Origin of the sequence: Achromobacter sp. UBA4530, from assembly GCF_002388205.1 — a bacterium.
Taxonomy (GTDB): domain Bacteria; phylum Pseudomonadota; class Gammaproteobacteria; order Burkholderiales; family Burkholderiaceae_B; genus Achromobacter; species Achromobacter animicus.
In genome coordinates this window covers 27,550-43,146 of record NZ_DGMA01000031.1, presented here as the reverse complement: position 1 = coordinate 43,146, position 15,597 = coordinate 27,550, and the positions used below count along the sequence as shown (strand labels likewise).

Below are 15,597 nucleotides of genomic sequence, written 5' to 3'. Positions count from 1 at the left end.
TTGGCGGGGCCGCGTCTATCGGCGCAGTGCCGTCAGGCGCGCGCCTGCCACACCTCGGCATTGACCATGGCCTTCGGCTTCTGGCCTCCCAGCGCATCCATCAGATTGGCCACTGCCAGATCGATCATCGCGCGCCGCGTTTCGTGCGTGGCACTGCCTACGTGGGCCTGCAGCACCACGTTCGGCAAGGCGCACAGCGGGCTGTCGGCCGGCAGCGGTTCCTGCTCCATCACGTCCAGCCCCGCACCCGCGATGGTGCCGGCGCGCAGCGCTTCGATCAGCGCGGCCTCGTCGATCACGGGGCCACGCGCGGTGTTGATCAGATACGCCGTGGGCTTCATCAGTTCCAATTCACGCTTGCCGATGGAATGGCGCGTTTCCGCCGACAGCGGGATATGCACGCTCAGCACGTCCGACGTCTTGAAAAGTTCATCGCGGTCCACATAGGTGGCCAGGCCTTCGGCCTGCGGGTCCTCGCGGCGGTTGTGATAGATCACCTTCATGTCGAAGGCCTGCGCCGCGCGCGCCACGACACGGCCGATGCGGCCCATGCCCAAGAGGCCCAGCGTCTTGCCGCGGATGTCGCGCGTCAACGGAAAGGCGCCCTTGGTCCAGGCGCCGCTGCGCACGAAGGCGTCGCCCGCCACCAGGTTGCGCGACAGGCACAGCATCAGGCCGATGGTCACATCAGCCACCGCGCCATCCAGCACGCCCGGCGTATTGCAGATCAGCACCTTGCGCCGCGTGGCGGCCGCCAGGTCGACGTTGTCGAACCCAACTGCGAAGTTCGAGCTGACCTTCAGCGCGGGCAACGCATCCAGCAGCGCTTGATCGACCTTGGTGCGCACGGTGCACACCATGCCTTCGATCTGCGCACGCTCGTCCGCGCCCAGCACCTCGGCCGGATTCTGTCCGGTGGGCACTTCGACGATGTCGCAGCGCTCAGCGAGGCGTTCGCGCAGGTCCGGCGGCACGGGTGCGGAGACGATGACTTTGGGCTTTTGATTCATTGGGGGCTCCAGTGGGGTCAGGGTTCGATTGCTTCGACGTCGGTGGCAAACACCTGTTGCTCTCCGGCGTCGACCAGCGCGGGCTCGGCGGGATGGTCCAGGTAACGGACGATCAGCCAGAAGCCGTCTTGCGGGTTCTCGACGATCTCGGCCAACGCGCCGCCCGCCATGCGCACGCGCACGCCGGGTTGCAGATCGACGAGGTTGATGGATTTGTTGTCGGCCATGCGGTTGCTCCTTGTGTTCGCGTCTTGCGAGTCAGGCGCCGCGGCTACAGTTCAAGCTGCGACGAAGGCACGCGTACGCGAATGCCGTCCAGCTCGGGCGTCATAATGACCTGACAGGACAGTCGGCTGGTCGGACAGCGCTCGGGCACGACTTCCAGCAGCGCCTCCTCGGCCATGCCGGGCGGCTCCAGCCGCGCGTGCCAATCCGCGTCCACCTGCACGTGGCAGGTACCGCAGATGGCGCCGCCACCGCATTCGGCGACGATGCCTTCCAGGCCATCGCGCCGCGCGGCTTCCATCAGCGACCAGTCGTCGGGCACGTCCAGCACCTGTTCGGCGCCATCGGGCAATTCAAATATCGCAACGGGCATGTTGTCTCCAGGGTTCGTTTACACAGCGGCCGCAACCGCTTCGGGCGCGCCGATCCGTGGCACGCCCTTGATGAATTCCACGGGACTGTCGACCGCTTCGATCGCGGCCAGTCGGCCGTGCTGGTATCGCTCGACCAGCCAGCCCTTGGCAGTGGGCAGCAAGACGTCACGGCAAGGCGCGGCAGGGTCGACGAGGCCGGCCATCTGCAGACGGCGGCCCTGCTGTTCGGACCAGAAGGTGGGCGGACGCGCCGCTGGCGGGGCCTTGCCGGCAATGGTTGCCGCCGCCGTGCGCGCCTGCGCCAGCGCGTTCTGCACGCTTTCGATGCGGGCATAACGCTGCAGCTCTCCGCGAAAGGCGCTTGCGCAATCGCCAATGGCGTAGACGTCGGGCGCCGAGGTCCGGCAACATTCATCCACGACCACGCCGTCCAGGCAGATCAGGCCCGCCGCTTCGGCAAGCGCCGTCTCGGCAACCGCGCCGATGGACACCAGCACGAGTTCAGCGTCGATGGGCTCTCCGCTGGCCAGATGCGCGCGCCAACCCGTCGCCGTGCGTTCCCAGCGCCGCACCGCAGCGCCGTGGCGGATCTCGATGCCGGCCTCGCGGTGCAGGTCGCCGATGCGCGTGGCAGTGGATTCGGACACCTTGCCCGCCATCACGTTGCCGCCCTGTTCCAGCACCAATACCTCGGCGCCCAGCTTGCGCGCTGAACACGCGGCCTCCAGCCCCAGATATCCTGCGCCCACGACGAGCAGCCGGATGCCGGGGCGCAGCGCCTCGCGCAGCCGGTGCGCGTCGTCCAGGCCGCGCACGGAAAACACCTGTTCGCCCGCCACCTCCGCAATGCCACGCGCGCTGGCGCCGGTGGCAAGCACGCAGTGTTCATAGGCCACTATATGACCCGACGCCGTGCGCAACGTGTGCGCCGCCGTGTCGATGGCGGCCACCGGATCGCCTGCCACCACGATCACTCGCGACTTCTCGTACGCGCTGCCCGCGCGCAACGCGATGCGCTCGGCGCTGGTCGAGCCGGTGAGCAATGCTTTGGAGAGCGGCGGCCGTTCATACGGCGCATGCGTCTCCGCGCCAAAAAGCGCGATGTCGCCCTCCACGCCCGCGGCACGCAAGGCCCACGCACACTCCACGCCCGCATGCCCAGCGCCGATGATGGCTGTGTGGACACGCGGCGGGACTGATGAAATTTCCATGATGCTCAGGCTCCGAATTTCAGGGAAATGCTGGCTTTGGTGGCCACCTGCTTCCAGCGGGCCAGCTCAGCCCGGTTCAGCTCCGCAAAGGCGTCGGCCCCTCGTGGCTTGGGCTCAAAGCCCGCGGCGGTCAAGGTTTCCACCGACTGCGGTTGCGCCATGCCTTCCTGCAAAGCCGCGCTGAGCTTCTGCACGATGTCGGGCGGCATGCCGGCGGGGCCGTACACGCCCAGCCAGCTCGTCACGTCGAAGTCCGCCACGCCCTGCTCGGCCATCGTCGGCACATCCGGCAACTGCTTGCTGCGATAGCTGCTGGTCACCGCAATCGGGCGAATCGATCCCTTGCGGATCAGGCCCATTACCGGCGGCAGGTTGCTGAAGCTGAAGTCCAGATTGCCATTGACCACGTCCACCAGCATCTCGCCGCTGCCCTTGTACGGCACGTGCAGCAGGTTGGTGCCCGTGTGCTGCGCGAAGAATGCGGTGGTCAGATGCACCGACGAGCCGATGCCGTTCGATCCGTAGTTCAAGCCGTCCTTGCTGCGCTTGCGCGCCGTGGCGATCAGGTCGTCGACGCTGCGGATCGGCGAATCAGCCCGCACGATCAGCACGTTGATGAATTCGGCCATCTGCGCAATCGGCGTGAAGGCGCGCGCCGTGTCCAGCGGCAGTCCGGTCACGGTGGCCATCGGCAGCACCATGCCGCCCAGGCCGTTAAGCAGCAGCGTGTAGCCGTCCGGCGGCGCCGAAGCCACCTGCTGGCTGCCGATCATGCCGTTTGCACCCGGCCGATTCTCCACCACCACGGGCTGGCCGAACTTGCGGGTAAGGATCTCACCGGCCAGGCGTCCGGCCACGTCTGTGACGCCGCCCGGCGGATACGGCACGATCAGGCGGATCGGCTTGCTCGGATACGCCGCGTCGGCGCCCCACGAAATTCCCGTCGCCGTCATCGCGGCCGCGCCGGCGATGGCCTTCAGTACAGTACGTCTTTGCATGCTGCAACTCCAGGTATGGGCGAGCGCGTCCTGTCGGCGGTCAGGCCCCGAGTGGAAGGAAAACCATCGAATCCCGGCAGACGGGCCGGGTCCGGCATGGGCGCGCTAGAAGAAGATCGTCAGCGCCTTCGATAAGAGAACGTTCTGGTCCAGGTGGATCTCACGCGACAGAATCGTGAAGCGTCCATCGCGCCTGCGCAGCACGTCCTCGCGCTTGCCGACGAACAGATTCACTTCGGACTGCAGGCGGTTCTGGTAGATCAGGAAGCGCGACCGCACCCGCACCAGATCGCCGCCGTCGTCGTCTGGCGTCACGTCCAGCACGCGGATGTTGGTCACCAGATGGGACACACGCGAGGCCGGCTCTTCGGCCCAGTGAATGCCCGTCTTGATCTGCGCGACGCGCTGGCGCAGCGTGTCGATGCCTTCGTCGAACCAGGCGGCATCCTGTTTGCCGGAGTATTCCTGCGCCATCGCGTCGCGGCGAACATTGCGCGTCAGCGGCATGCGATACGTGATGGCCTCGTCCAGGAGGGTGAGCCACTTGTCGAACTCGCGGTGGTCCAGCAGATCGGCCTCGTAGTGCAGGAAGCGGTGCGCTTCCCACCACAGCAGCATGTCGTCCACGCTGTCGTCCTGCGCCACGGGCGGCGCGCTCTCGATGGGTGCGTTCATGCCGCCTCCTCAAGGCGCACCGCGCCCGCCATCAGTTGGTCCCAGGACATGCCGTTCATGAACTGCGCCCAGCGCCGGTAGTAGATCCGGGCGTTTTCCTCGGTGTATTCGCCGTTGACCGCACAGCCGGGAATCTCGGGCACGTCCTGCCGGTGGCCCACGCCCATCTGGTAGTTGAAGAAGAGTTCGCGCGACATCGTACCCATGCTGGCCTCGGTGGCGCCCGTCCAGTTCTCCATGTCGTCCGATTCCGTCATGCCGCCCGGTCCGGAATAGCGCAGGAAATAATGGCGAGCCGCCTCCTTTACCGCCTCCGGCGCATCCTTGTCCACCAGATACATGCGCCACATTTCCATCTCGGTCGAGCTGATCGGATGAAACACTGCCAGCGTGCGCGGCTGGCGTCCGTGGAACGACATATTCGGGAAGATGGTGCCCACGCTGGTCTGCACCCGCATCGCCGAACCCAGCGTGCGTTCGCGCTGCTCATGGATTTCGCGGTAGTAGGCTTCCACCTCCGGGTAGCGGCCGTATTGCGGCGCGTAGGGGCCTTCTTCGTAGAACGGCAAGCGGCCCAGCAGGCCGTGGCCCAATTCCGGAAAACAGATTGCCGACCGCGTGGCCGACGCATCGCGCCGCCCTTTTCCGCCGCCCGGCCCGATGCCCACGATGTCCACCGAGCGGTGGCTGATGTCGTGGTACAGATCGCCAATGAAGTTTTCGGGCGCGAACTTCCAGTTGCACTTCACGCGCCACTTCTGCACGCCGCCGATCACCTCCGAGCCGCCCGGGCTGCCGTTGCGGTGGTCCAGCGCCGCATCCAGGTACAGGCGCATGTTGCCGATGTAGTCCAGAAACGGCGGCGCGTTCGGATCCCACGTTGCCCAGATGGCGCCCTTGTAATTCACCACCTGCGCCACCGTCTTCAGGCCCCACTGCTTCTTGTCGAGCTCGCCCTTGTAGTGCGTCGCGTGGCCGGGCACCCCGACCAGCTCGCCGGGACGTTCCACCAGCTTGCCGTCGGTGGAAAAGCTCCAGCCATGGTACGGACAGGTGAAGGTCCGGTTGTTGCCGTGGTCATAGCGGCACAGCTTCATGCCGCGATGCGCACAGCTATTGAGCATGACCTGGATCTGCCCCTGCCGGTCGCGCGTCAGGATCACGGACTCCGTGCCCATGCGCGAGACGAAGTAATCGTCCGGCTTGGGCACCAGGCTTTCGTGCCCCACAAACAGCCACGCGCGCGAGAAGATCTGCTTCAGCTCCTGCTGAAAGATCTCTTCGTCCACGAAGATGGACCGGCTGACCAGTCCTTCCTCGGCGCGCACCAACTCATCGATCGTCTTCTGACCCATCACCACTTCCCCTTGGAGGATGCCCTTATTGGGCGCCTACGGCTTCTCAGCCGTGGCCGCCGCTGTACGCAGACGTGCTTCCGTGTTGTCGACGTGCGTGCGCGCGTACTGCCGCGCAAGTTCCACGTCGCCCTTCTCGATGGCGGCAAACAGCGCTTCATGCTCCTTCTGCGCCTGCGCCCCGCGGCCCGCGATCTTGGCCGACCGCGAGCGCGACACGCGCAGGTTCTTCTTGAGCAGGACCGCCAGGAAATCGAAGAAATTCAGATAGTGTTCATTGCGCGTGGCGCGCGCCACACAGCGGTGGAACTCCATGTCGGCATCCACGCCAATTGCCACGTCGCCGGACGCAATCGCATCGGCCATCTTGCGCAGCGCCAGCCGCATCGCGGCCAGATCGTCCTCGTCCCGCCGAGCCGCCGCCAGTGGAGCTGCTTCGATCTCAAAGCCGCGGCGCAATTCCACGATGCGCAGCACCTGATCCGCGTCGCCAATGTCCGCCGCCTGCATGCGCAGCACCGACGGCCGCGCCGTCTGCATGACGGTCAGCCCGCGCCCCTGCTTGCTTTGCACAATGCCGTCGCCCTTCAGGCGGGAAACCGCTTCGCGCAGCACGGTGCGCGAAACGCCAAGCCGGGTGGCGATGGTCTGCTCTGGGGGCAGGACCTCGCCGACTTGGTAGTCGCCACTGGTAATCTCGTCCAGCAGCATCTCGGTGACGCGGTCCGTCAGATTGGGCTCTGACGAGAATGGCGGGACCGACTCTCTTTTCAACAGTACTCGGGAAGCTGAATCAGGCATAGGAAGTCTCGTCCGAAAACGTGCATCTCATTGCCAGCCCGCGTTGCCTCGGCTGTGGACGCGTCCCGGGAGGGCGCGTTGAAAATACGATAATCGTATAAGGATATGGGCAGGTATTAGGGGAAGTGCGGATGCTGGTCACATGCGCATACCAAGCCCGATCCGGGGCCGGATCAATCCCCGTTTATCATTGCCAACGTAGCGAGTTCACGCGAATGCGTTACTCTCCCCTCCCCAAATCAGTCTGCAAGGAGTTCCCTCATGGCACAAGCCTCCGCCCGTCACATCCTCGTTTCCACCGAAGCGAAGGCCAACGAACTCAAGACCGCCATCGAAAACGGCGCTGACTTCGCCCAGCTCGCCAAGGAAAACTCGAGCTGCCCGTCGAGCCGCGACGGTGGCAACCTGGGCACCTTCGGCCCGGGCCAGATGGTCAAGGAATTCGACACCGTCGTGTTCAGCGCCCCGGTCGGCGAAGTGCAAGGCCCGGTGAAGACCCAGTTCGGCTACCACCTGGTTGAAGTGACCAGCCGCAAGGACTAAGGTCCACTATAGAAATAGAGGCTTTGCCAGATATCTCTGGCAAAGCCTTTTTTTATATGTGCCGGCACTGCCACCCTCTGATTGATCTTTCATTTCAGAATTGGAGTAGCCCAGACCTTCCAATCCATATCTCAATGTCAAACCCTGGCACCAACGTGAAAGATGCCGATCCCTTTTTTACCTGCGTCGTAATTTTCATGTCTACTTCGGCTGAAATGCGACGTAGTTGTTGAGCGATTGCGTCGCTTCTTTCTTGGGCCAGCGCTTTGTCACTTTCATGATCGACATAGATCATGATATGAGCAGAATCAGCAGACCTGTCACGGCTAAGCACGCGCAGCATGGACTCCAAAGCGCGCTTGCCGAATTCGGAAAACTCCGCATCGTTCACTCCGTACATTGCCTTAGTACTGTAAGGGAGGCATCGCGCCAATCGCGGATTAGTATCTATAACGGTCGTTTGGCTCGCATCTACAGACACGGCTGCGTGCTTCCACGGCCTTTCGCCGGCCAATCCTGGCATGCGTTCTTTCTCCCCGGGAATGTTGAATTCCAATCGACTCTTCTCGCCTACGCCATGCCAAGGCACGGTAGCGTAGTGAGCCAAGATTCGCCCAGAACTCGCCTTCCTGCAATCCACGACGGGAAAGCTCAAGGCGTCAGAGATCATCATTAGACGGGCTGTTTCGCCCTCCGACACTTCCACCGTCGCTGATATCGATCGCATGCCTAATTGCGACATCACAATATCTAATTGAGTCGAAAATCCGGCGAAAACTGCATACACAGTTGTCGACGCCAACAGCCCCCAAGCGAAGAATTTGGCGACCGCTCTTGACTCAACCCGTGATCCACGCGTCGTGGCGGGTTGTGAACGAAACACGGATCCGGCTACTAGAATCAACGTGAAACCTGCGATAGCAGCACCGATAAACAGACGTCTTGTTTCTGCCAATTCAAAGAACACCAACCCCGATATGCCGAACACCAAAATCGACATCAAGAAAGGCATCCACCCTTTAGCAAATTCAGGCCGTAGACTTCGAACCGGTGCCTTTCCCCTTTGATCAGTCTTGAAGACTTTTCGCAGTCTTTTTCTGATACTCAGCGATATCGACCTTTTTTTAGCTTTCGCTTTGCGAAGCTGACTACGAAATTTCTTTCGCCGATCTGCGCCAGGATTTTCTCGGAGGCGACCTCTCATTCTCATAATGGCCTCTACACCGGTCACGATCCACAAACACCCGAGAGCTCCGTACATCAACGTTAGGGTAAAGACGAACCCAAACATCATTGTGAGAAAAACCAGGAAGACCACTTCGCTCGCGCTGAATGCCGGATAGAAGCCCATTGAGGACAGGTACACGACAATCAATATCGCCCCAACACCGATCGAAAACTTGTAGATTACCGAGAATGCCAAATCAAGGATTTCTAGGAGGTCCTTTCCTATCAAAGCCCCGCTTACCACCTTTTTATTCTCACCATCAGCCTGTTCCACCACCTTCACAACGGCTCTCCCACACATTTGATTACAGGGACGCCTAGAGTAAACAACCTGGGTGATTAGTGGGTTGACGCGCGTCGTGAACATCGCATTGGCAAAGGTTCTTCTGTCCACGCTGCACCGCAGCACCGGATTCCCTATCAATTGATAATTTCTGTTCAAGTGACAGGACCCGAAGGCCTGCGACAGAATGGCCTACACCCGGAGGAGACAGCCGGGGCCACAAGAATCCACAGCGCAATCACACGGCGCCAGAGGCCCATGAAAAAGTCCAGGAAGGTCATCATCACCTGCGCCATCACCGGTTCGGTCCATACGCCGTCGATGTCGCCCTATCTGCCCGTCACGCCCGATCAGATCGCGCAGTCTGCGCTGGATGCCGCCGAGGCGGGCGCGGCCATCGTGCATCTGCACGCGCGTCAGCCGGACACCGGCCAGCCTACGCAGGATCCAGTGCTGTATGGGCAGTTTCTGCCGCGTATCAAGGAGGCGTCGGACGTCGTGGTCAACATCACGACGGGTGGATCGCCAGTGTTGCCCATTGCCGAGCGCATGGCGCCGGCCCTGCAGTTCAAGCCCGAAGTCGCGTCGCTGAACATGGGGTCGATGAACTTCGGGATGTATGAGCTGCTGGAGCGGTTCAAGGAATTTCAACACGCCTGGGAACGGCCCTATCTGGAGGGCAGCAACGACCTGATCTTCCGCAACACGTTCAAGGACATCGAGCACATCCTCACGTCTTGCAGTGACAACGGCACGCGCTTCGAGATCGAGTGCTACGACATCGGCCACCTGTACACGGCCGCGCATTTCGTGGACCGCAAGCTGCTCAAGCCGCCGTTCCTGATCCAGTCTGTGTTCGGCATCCGCGGCGGCATCGGCACGCACCCGGAAGACGTCATGATGATGAAGCGCACGGCGGACCGGTTGTTTGGCGACGACTACATCTGGTCGGTGCTGGCCGCTGGTCGAAAGCAGACACCGTTGGCAACGATGGCGGCCACGATGGGCGGGAACGTGCGCGTGGGCCTGGAAGATTCGTTGTGGGACGGCCCCGGCGAATTGGCGCAGTCCAACGCAGACCAGGTACGCCGCATCCGGCGGATTCTGGAAAACCTGTCCTTGCAGGTCGCCACACCCGACGACGCACGCGAGACCCTGCAACTGAAGGGACGCGGCAACGTCGCGTTCTGAAAACACACATCCACCCAGTGGGGAGACGAGACATGAAGAAAACGTTGCGTGCGACGGCATTGGCCGCGCTGTTGGGCATGGCGGGCGCGGCCCAGGCCGATGACGGGGTCATCCGAATCGGATTCATCACGGATATGTCGGGGCTGTCGGCCGACGCCGATGGACCGGGCGGGGCCGAGGCGATCAAGATGGCGATCGCCGACTTGGGCGGCACCGTGGCGGGCAAGAAGGTGGAGGTGCTGGTCGCAGACCATCAGAACCGGGCGGATATCGCGTCGTCACGCGCCCGGGAATGGCTGGATCAGCGCGGCGTGAACATGCTGATCGCGGGCGCAAACTCTGCGGCAGCGCTGGCGATGGCGAAGGTGGCCGAGGAAAAGAAAACGCCGTTCTTCGTGGTGAGCGCGGGCGCATCCGAGCTGACGAACTCACAGTGCACGCCCTATACCGTGCATTACGTGTACGACACGGTGTCGCTGGCGCGCGGCACGGCGCGCGCGATGATGAAGGAAGGCAACAAGGACTGGTTCTTTCTGACGGTAGACCACGCGTTTGGTCACGCGCTGGAGCGGGACGCATCGAAGGTGGTGCAGGACGATGGCGGCAACGCCAAGGGCCGGGTGCGGCACCCGTTGAACACAGCCGATTTCTCGTCGTTCATTCTGCAGGCGCAGGCCTCGGGCGCGCAGGTGCTGGGCCTGGCCAATTCCGCCAGCGACACCAGCAATGCGGTCAAGGCAGCCAACGAGTTCGGCCTGACGCCCAAGATGAAGATTGCCGGCCTGCTGGTGCTGATCACCGACGTGCATGCGCTGGGCCTGCAAGCGGCGCAGAACATGTACCTGACCACGGCGTGGTATTGGGATCAGGACGACGCATCGCGTAAATGGGCGTCGCGTTTCGAGTCCGTGATGAAGAAAAAGCCTTCCATGCTGCAGGCCGGCGACTATTCCGCGGCAACGACCTATCTAAAGGCGGTGGAAGCCACCAAGAGCACCGACGGCGACACCATCATGAAGTGGCTGAAGGCCAATCCGGTGAATGACTTCTTCGTGAAGGACGGCAAGATCCGTGCGGACGGGCTGATGGTGCACGACATGTACCTGATGCAGGTGAAGACGCCGGCGGAATCGAAGGCGCCGTGGGATTACTACAAGCTGGTGGCGCGGGTGCCGGGCGACCAGGTGTATACGTCGCCTGCGGAATCGACCTGCCGCTTGATGAAGCCCTGACCATGAACCGACCGGAAACCCCTATGCATACGCCCGCCGCGATCACCGCCCTGCCCGTCGACCTGTCCGGAAAGCGCGTCATCGTCACGGCCGGCGCGTCCGGCATCGGCGCCGCGCTGGCCGACGCCTTTGCGGAGCGCGGCGCGCGCGTGCATCTGTGCGACGTGGATGAACAAGCCCTGACCGCGTGCCGCCATCCCTGGGCGCGCGCAGATGTGGGCAGCCGAGCCGAGATCGACCGCTACATGCAGACCGCGCTGTCGCATCTGGGCGGGCTTGACGTGCTCGTGAACAACGCCGGCATCGCGGGTCCGACGGCGGGCATCGCCGACATCACGGAAGCGGAGCTGGACGCCACGCTGGACATCAACCTGGCCTCGCAATTCCACACGGTGCGGCATGCGTTGCCGGCGCTGCGCGAGGCTGGCGGTGGCAGCATCATCAACATCAGTTCGGTGGCAGGCCGGATGGGCCTGCCCATGCGCACGCCGTATGCCGCCACCAAATGGGGCGTGGTGGGCTTGACACGTTCGCTGGCGATGGAGCTGGGGCCGCTGAACATCCGCGTCAATGCGCTGCTGCCGGGACTGGTCGCCGGACCACGCATCGAACGCGTGATTGCGGCTCGGGCGAAGAACATGGGCTTGTCGGTGGAGGAACAGACCCGACTGGAGCTGTCGGGCGTCAGCCTGCGGCAGTTTGTTCGCGCGGCGGACATCGCCAACATGGCGTTGTTTCTGGCCAGTCCGTTCGGGGCCATGGTCAGCGGCCAGGCAATCAGCATCGACGGCGATCTGCAATCGCTGCCGTGGCAGCCGCCGGCGCAATGACGGCGTGGCGATCGCCGCTACAGCAGCGCGATCGTCTCCGCGTAAACGCCCTGCCGCCGCGCCTGCGCCGTGGACCTCAGCGCATCCAGCAGCCGCCCGGTCAGCTCGTTGTTGCGGGACTCGGCGCGCGTGATGAGCAGGAAGTCGAACCACTGGCGCGAGGCGAGCGGCACCGCCACCAGATCTGGAAACGACGCGACGATATCGGACGCGGACAGCGCGTTCACCAGGCTGATGCCCTTGACCGCGCGCACCGTGCCCGGCAGCAGCGACATGTGCGCCTGCATGCCGGACCGCAGCAGCAGCGAGTCGGCGATGTCGCCCTGCGCCACCACGTAGTCGGACCACAACGGCTTGACGTAGGTGTCCGGCGGAATATCCAGCACCGAAATGGTCTCGCGTCCGGCCAGCGGGTGTTCCCGATGCGCGATCGCCATGACGTCCGCACGCAGAAACGGGGTGAAGGTCAGCCGCGTGCTGTCGCGGCCCACGGCGCCCAGGCCGAAGTCGGCGCGCATCGTTTCCACCGCGCTGATGACCTGCATCGACGATTCCACGTCGATGGAAAACGGCCGCGTACCGTTGATGTCCAGATAGCGGCGCACGGCGTCGGGCGCGTAACCCAGAGCCAACGCGGGCGAAGAAGCGATGCGCAAGCCGCGCCCGCCGAATTGTTCGATGCTGTGCAGGGCCTCGTCGATACGCACCAGTTCGTCCAGCACGAACTTGGCCTCGCTGTAGAGATACTGCCCCGCCTCCGTGGGACGCAGGGTCTTGTGCGATCTGTCGAACAGCTGGACGCCAGTCGCGCTTTCCAGGCGCGAGATCGCGTGGCTGATCGCCGGCTGCGTCAGGTGCATGGCCAACGCCGCCTGCCGCGTCGAGCCGGTCATGACCACGGCGTAGAAAATCCGCAGGTCGTGGATGTTGAAGTTGCGCTTCATGCGGTGCGCACCTAACGCGTTGGAGGCTGGGCTTTGGGTGGCGCCTTGGATGGCGCCTTGGCCGCACTCATGCCGCCAAACGCAAACAGCCCCATCTGCGCGCCGGTCGCCCGCGTCAGGTAGTTGTTCTTGAGTGCCTCCCTGCCGCCGAACAGTGCATCGGTGTTGGCGCCCTGCGCCGCGCGGTTCTTGTCGATGTCGTTCTGTCCGTCGTGCATGCCTTCTTGCAGCGCGCGCCGCAAGGCTGGGTTCAACGACGCCGTGTCGTAGGCATCGCCAGGCCGCAGGCCCAGGCTGGCCATGCGCTCGCGCAGCATCGTCTCGGACTTGTGCGCGGGCGCGAACCGCAGCAGGAAGGCCAGCTCGTCGTAGAACTCGAGCGACGAATACATCTGCGCGCGCGGTACGGGCGCCATCCATTCAACCTTGGCGGGCGCCGCAGGCGCGGAACGGTTGCGGAACGCCGACAGGGGCTGGACCTTCAAGCGTGACTGGATGCGCTTGGCGTTGTCCTGGTCGGCGGGATTGAAGCGCTGCGTGCGGGCGACCAGCGTGGCAAGCTCCGTCTCGGCGCGAATCACCTTGGTGATGCCCGCGGGGGTCTTGCCCTTCCAGGAAGGACCCGCCACCAGGAACACGCCGCCGCCCAGGCCACGCGAACCCAGGTCGCCGATGTGGTGCATATACAGGTCCATCACCTGCAGCGAGGCGTCGCGCTGCTTTTCCACGCGAGGCACGGTGACGACGACGGGCTCGGCGCGCAAGTCCAGGGCCGCGTACGAATACAGATAGGCGGGATCCAGCCCGGCCGCCGCAGCGGCGGCAGTGCCCATCGGGTTGATGGTGTTCAGCGGCCCTTTGTATTGCGCGCCGTTCTTGTCGATGCTGTATGCATACATGGCCTGGTAACTGGCGACCATGGGCGCGCCGTACAGGTAGGATTCGCGGGCGATGGTGCGCGCGTGTTGTGCCGAGACGCCTTCAATGCCGACCCACTGCGAGCCGGAAGCGGCGTCGGGTGACCTGAAGGTGCAGCCGGCCATGGCGCCCGCCAATGCGATGGCGGCAACGAGACCGATGAACGGACGGCAGGTGGCGCGGCGAAATGCGGTGCTAATCTGGCGGTGGCGCATTCAGGGCTCCGGCATGACGGGATGGCGCGGGCGCCCGGTGACGGCGGCGTGTAATGCGCCAGGCTCGAATTCCGGGGGATTCTGGCATATTTCCCCCGCATATCAAAGAATCGGCGCACCTTGCCGACGCAACAGGAAAGACACAGCAGCATGGCAGCGCAAGACCCCAGCATGACCGGCCCGGACGGAGAGGCTTTCAACATTCGCGCGTCGTCGTACTTCGTGCTGCAGGCCGAGCACCCCTGCGCGGCCTGCAGCAAACTGACGCGTGTGGCGGCGCTGGCCGTGCCGCCCGGTCATGAAAGCACCGAGGGTGAACTGGAGCTGGATGAAGACGACGCCGACAGCCCCGGCCTGGATCCGCAGGCGTTTCGGGACTGGCTGTTCGGGCCGGCGCAATGGCAGGCGATGCCCGGCCCGGCGATGATCTCGTCGACCCGGGCGCTCGCCCCCGAGGTGGCGCAAACCCTGCGCACGATTGCGCCGTTCTACCGCGAAAACCCGGCACGATCCGGCGAATGGTCCAACTTTTGCGAGCATTGCGAGCAGCCGGTCTGGGACGGCGCGCTGTACCCGACGCCCGGCCAGCCCTTCTGCCCTCGGGATGCCGACGCGGCAGCGCGGATATCCGCGCAACGGATCGATGCACCGTTTGCCGCCTTCTTCGGCATGTGCTGGACGGACAGCTACCGCAACAAGTGGCCCCTGTTCGCGCGCCTGGGCTACGAATGCAACTAAGCGGAATGACCCTTCTCAGGCGCTTTGCAGCAGATCCTGAGGCACTTCCAGCTGACGCGCGGGAATGGCGGTGATGGCGCTTTCGGTGGCGTTGGCGTCCGTGGTCAGATGCTGGATCAGATCAACCGTCGTGGATCGACGCGTCAGCATCATGCAGGTCACCTCATCGCCCGCCACCCGGGTGGCGTGCCAGCAGCCCGGCCGCATGCACACGCCCTGCCCCTGCGCCACATGAAAGGCCGCCAGCGTGGACAGGTCAGGCGTGCCGTCGGCGGCGCTGCGCGCCACGATCTGGATGATGCTTCCGGTCAGCGGAACGATTGCCTGCTGCGTCAGCAGATGCTTTTCAAGGCTGGCGACCTCAAGCGATTGGCTGCGGTAATTGACCCACAGCAGTTCGGCATCGCCGCCGGCGCCGGTGTTGAACTGGTGTTCGTGCCAGAAGTCGGTGGCCGGGTGCGTGTACAACGGAACGCCGTTGCCGTCCGGCATAGGCTTGCCCAGCATCCACCCGTAGGCGTTGAAGGCATCAGGCGACAGATCGTGGATTTCAAGCTGCGTGTTGCTCGTCATGCGGGACCCTGTGATGGCTTAGCGCCGCGTTTGGGGAATTCGGCGTCGTAGTCGAAGTCCCCGCGCGCTATGGCCTCCAGGATGGCAACGCGCCGGTCGGCAGCGCGCTTGAGGTTGGCGGCGGTGGGCTTGACCCGGATACGCTCGACACAATGCCGGCCGTCGTGGAAGAACCCGATCTCGATGGACGATTCGGACGCGGGGCGCACCCCTTCGAATCCCTTGCTCATCGCATGCTCTCCCTGTTGCCGATG

The 15,597-nt window shown here is 63.8% G+C and carries 18 protein-coding genes; 5 read left to right on the top strand and 13 right to left on the bottom strand.

The features are described from left to right. Nucleotides 1–32: 32 nt before the first annotated feature. The 8 genes from B2W22_RS21390 to B2W22_RS21355 form a co-directional block, all read right to left on the bottom strand. The gene (locus B2W22_RS21390) at nt 33–1,010 is read right to left on the bottom strand and encodes a 2-hydroxyacid dehydrogenase (protein ID WP_286939480.1); all 978 of its coding nucleotides are present in this window, start codon (nt 1,008–1,010) and stop codon (nt 33–35) included. Between the two features lie 17 nt (nt 1,011–1,027). Next, the gene (locus B2W22_RS21385; RefSeq protein WP_056324762.1) at nt 1,028–1,237 is read right to left on the bottom strand and encodes a hypothetical protein; all 210 of its coding nucleotides are present in this window, start codon (nt 1,235–1,237) and stop codon (nt 1,028–1,030) included. 44 nt (nt 1,238–1,281) lie between these two features. Continuing rightward, the gene (locus tag B2W22_RS21380; RefSeq protein ID WP_056324760.1) at nt 1,282–1,608 is read right to left on the bottom strand and encodes a 2Fe-2S iron-sulfur cluster-binding protein; all 327 of its coding nucleotides are present in this window, start codon (nt 1,606–1,608) and stop codon (nt 1,282–1,284) included. Nucleotides 1,609–1,626: 18 nt separating this feature from the next. Then, the gene (locus B2W22_RS21375; protein ID WP_286939478.1) at nt 1,627–2,820 is read right to left on the bottom strand and encodes an FAD-dependent oxidoreductase; all 1,194 of its coding nucleotides are present in this window, start codon (nt 2,818–2,820) and stop codon (nt 1,627–1,629) included. 5 nt (nt 2,821–2,825) lie between these two features. Beyond that, nucleotides 2,826–3,818, bottom strand: coding sequence for a Bug family tripartite tricarboxylate transporter substrate binding protein (locus B2W22_RS21370; RefSeq protein WP_239216153.1), 993 nt, complete (start codon nt 3,816–3,818; stop codon nt 2,826–2,828). A gap of 105 nt (nt 3,819–3,923) precedes the next feature. Then, nucleotides 3,924–4,493: a 3-phenylpropionate/cinnamic acid dioxygenase subunit beta gene (locus B2W22_RS21365; protein WP_175122270.1), complete on the bottom strand. Its 570-nt coding sequence runs from the start codon at nt 4,491–4,493 to the stop codon at nt 3,924–3,926. Continuing rightward, a complete protein-coding gene (locus B2W22_RS21360) occupies nt 4,490–5,848 on the bottom strand; it encodes an aromatic ring-hydroxylating oxygenase subunit alpha (RefSeq protein ID WP_286939476.1) in 1,359 nt (452 codons plus the stop codon). The genes B2W22_RS21365 and B2W22_RS21360 overlap by 4 nt, the downstream gene beginning before the upstream one ends. A 36-nt stretch (nt 5,849–5,884) precedes the next feature. After that, nucleotides 5,885–6,622 carry a FadR/GntR family transcriptional regulator gene (locus B2W22_RS21355; RefSeq protein ID WP_286939475.1) on the bottom strand — a complete coding sequence of 246 codons (738 nt, stop codon included), beginning with the start codon at nt 6,620–6,622 and terminating at the stop codon, nt 5,885–5,887. A 288-nt stretch (nt 6,623–6,910) separates the two neighbouring features. Between B2W22_RS21355 and B2W22_RS21350 the strand changes: the two genes are divergently transcribed. After that, a complete protein-coding gene (locus B2W22_RS21350) occupies nt 6,911–7,192 on the top strand; it encodes a peptidylprolyl isomerase (protein WP_006385706.1) in 282 nt (93 codons plus the stop codon). Between the two features lie 94 nt (nt 7,193–7,286). Here the strand turns inward: B2W22_RS21350 and B2W22_RS21345 are convergent, their stop codons facing one another. After that, nucleotides 7,287–8,702 carry a hypothetical protein gene (locus B2W22_RS21345; protein ID WP_286939474.1) on the bottom strand — a complete coding sequence of 472 codons (1,416 nt, stop codon included), beginning with the start codon at nt 8,700–8,702 and terminating at the stop codon, nt 7,287–7,289. A 258-nt stretch (nt 8,703–8,960) separates the two neighbouring features. Between B2W22_RS21345 and B2W22_RS21340 the strand changes: the two genes are divergently transcribed. Genes B2W22_RS21340 through B2W22_RS21330 form a run of 3 tightly spaced genes read left to right on the top strand, consistent with a single transcriptional unit; the run spans nt 8,961 to nt 11,955 of the window. Continuing rightward, a complete protein-coding gene (locus B2W22_RS21340) occupies nt 8,961–9,893 on the top strand; it encodes a 3-keto-5-aminohexanoate cleavage protein (RefSeq protein WP_286939473.1) in 933 nt (310 codons plus the stop codon). Between the two features lie 32 nt (nt 9,894–9,925). Next, nucleotides 9,926–11,125, top strand: a complete 1,200-nt coding sequence (locus B2W22_RS21335) for an ABC transporter substrate-binding protein (RefSeq protein WP_175122266.1) — start codon at nt 9,926–9,928, stop codon at nt 11,123–11,125. Between the two features lie 23 nt (nt 11,126–11,148). Next, a complete protein-coding gene (locus B2W22_RS21330; RefSeq protein WP_217467829.1) occupies nt 11,149–11,955 on the top strand; it encodes an SDR family oxidoreductase in 807 nt (268 codons plus the stop codon). 17 nt (nt 11,956–11,972) lie between these two features. Here the strand turns inward: B2W22_RS21330 and B2W22_RS21325 are convergent, their stop codons facing one another. Then, nucleotides 11,973–12,899 carry a LysR family transcriptional regulator gene (locus tag B2W22_RS21325; RefSeq protein ID WP_175122264.1) on the bottom strand — a complete coding sequence of 309 codons (927 nt, stop codon included), beginning with the start codon at nt 12,897–12,899 and terminating at the stop codon, nt 11,973–11,975. Nucleotides 12,900–12,910: 11 nt separating this feature from the next. Continuing rightward, nucleotides 12,911–14,032: a DUF1254 domain-containing protein gene (locus B2W22_RS21320; RefSeq protein ID WP_175122263.1), complete on the bottom strand. Its 1,122-nt coding sequence runs from the start codon at nt 14,030–14,032 to the stop codon at nt 12,911–12,913. Between the two features lie 150 nt (nt 14,033–14,182). Between B2W22_RS21320 and B2W22_RS21315 the strand changes: the two genes are divergently transcribed. Next, a complete protein-coding gene (locus B2W22_RS21315; protein ID WP_175122262.1) occupies nt 14,183–14,770 on the top strand; it encodes a hypothetical protein in 588 nt (195 codons plus the stop codon). A gap of 15 nt (nt 14,771–14,785) precedes the next feature. On the opposite strand, the gene B2W22_RS21310 is transcribed toward B2W22_RS21315, so the two are convergent. Further along, nucleotides 14,786–15,343, bottom strand: a complete 558-nt coding sequence (locus B2W22_RS21310) for an ureidoglycolate lyase (protein ID WP_175122261.1) — start codon at nt 15,341–15,343, stop codon at nt 14,786–14,788. Continuing rightward, complete coding sequence (locus B2W22_RS21305; RefSeq protein WP_175122260.1) at nt 15,340–15,573, bottom strand: Arm DNA-binding domain-containing protein; 234 nt, start codon at nt 15,571–15,573, stop codon at nt 15,340–15,342. Before B2W22_RS21305 ends, B2W22_RS21310 begins: the two co-directional genes overlap by 4 nt. Between the last annotated feature and the right edge of the window lie 24 nt (nt 15,574–15,597).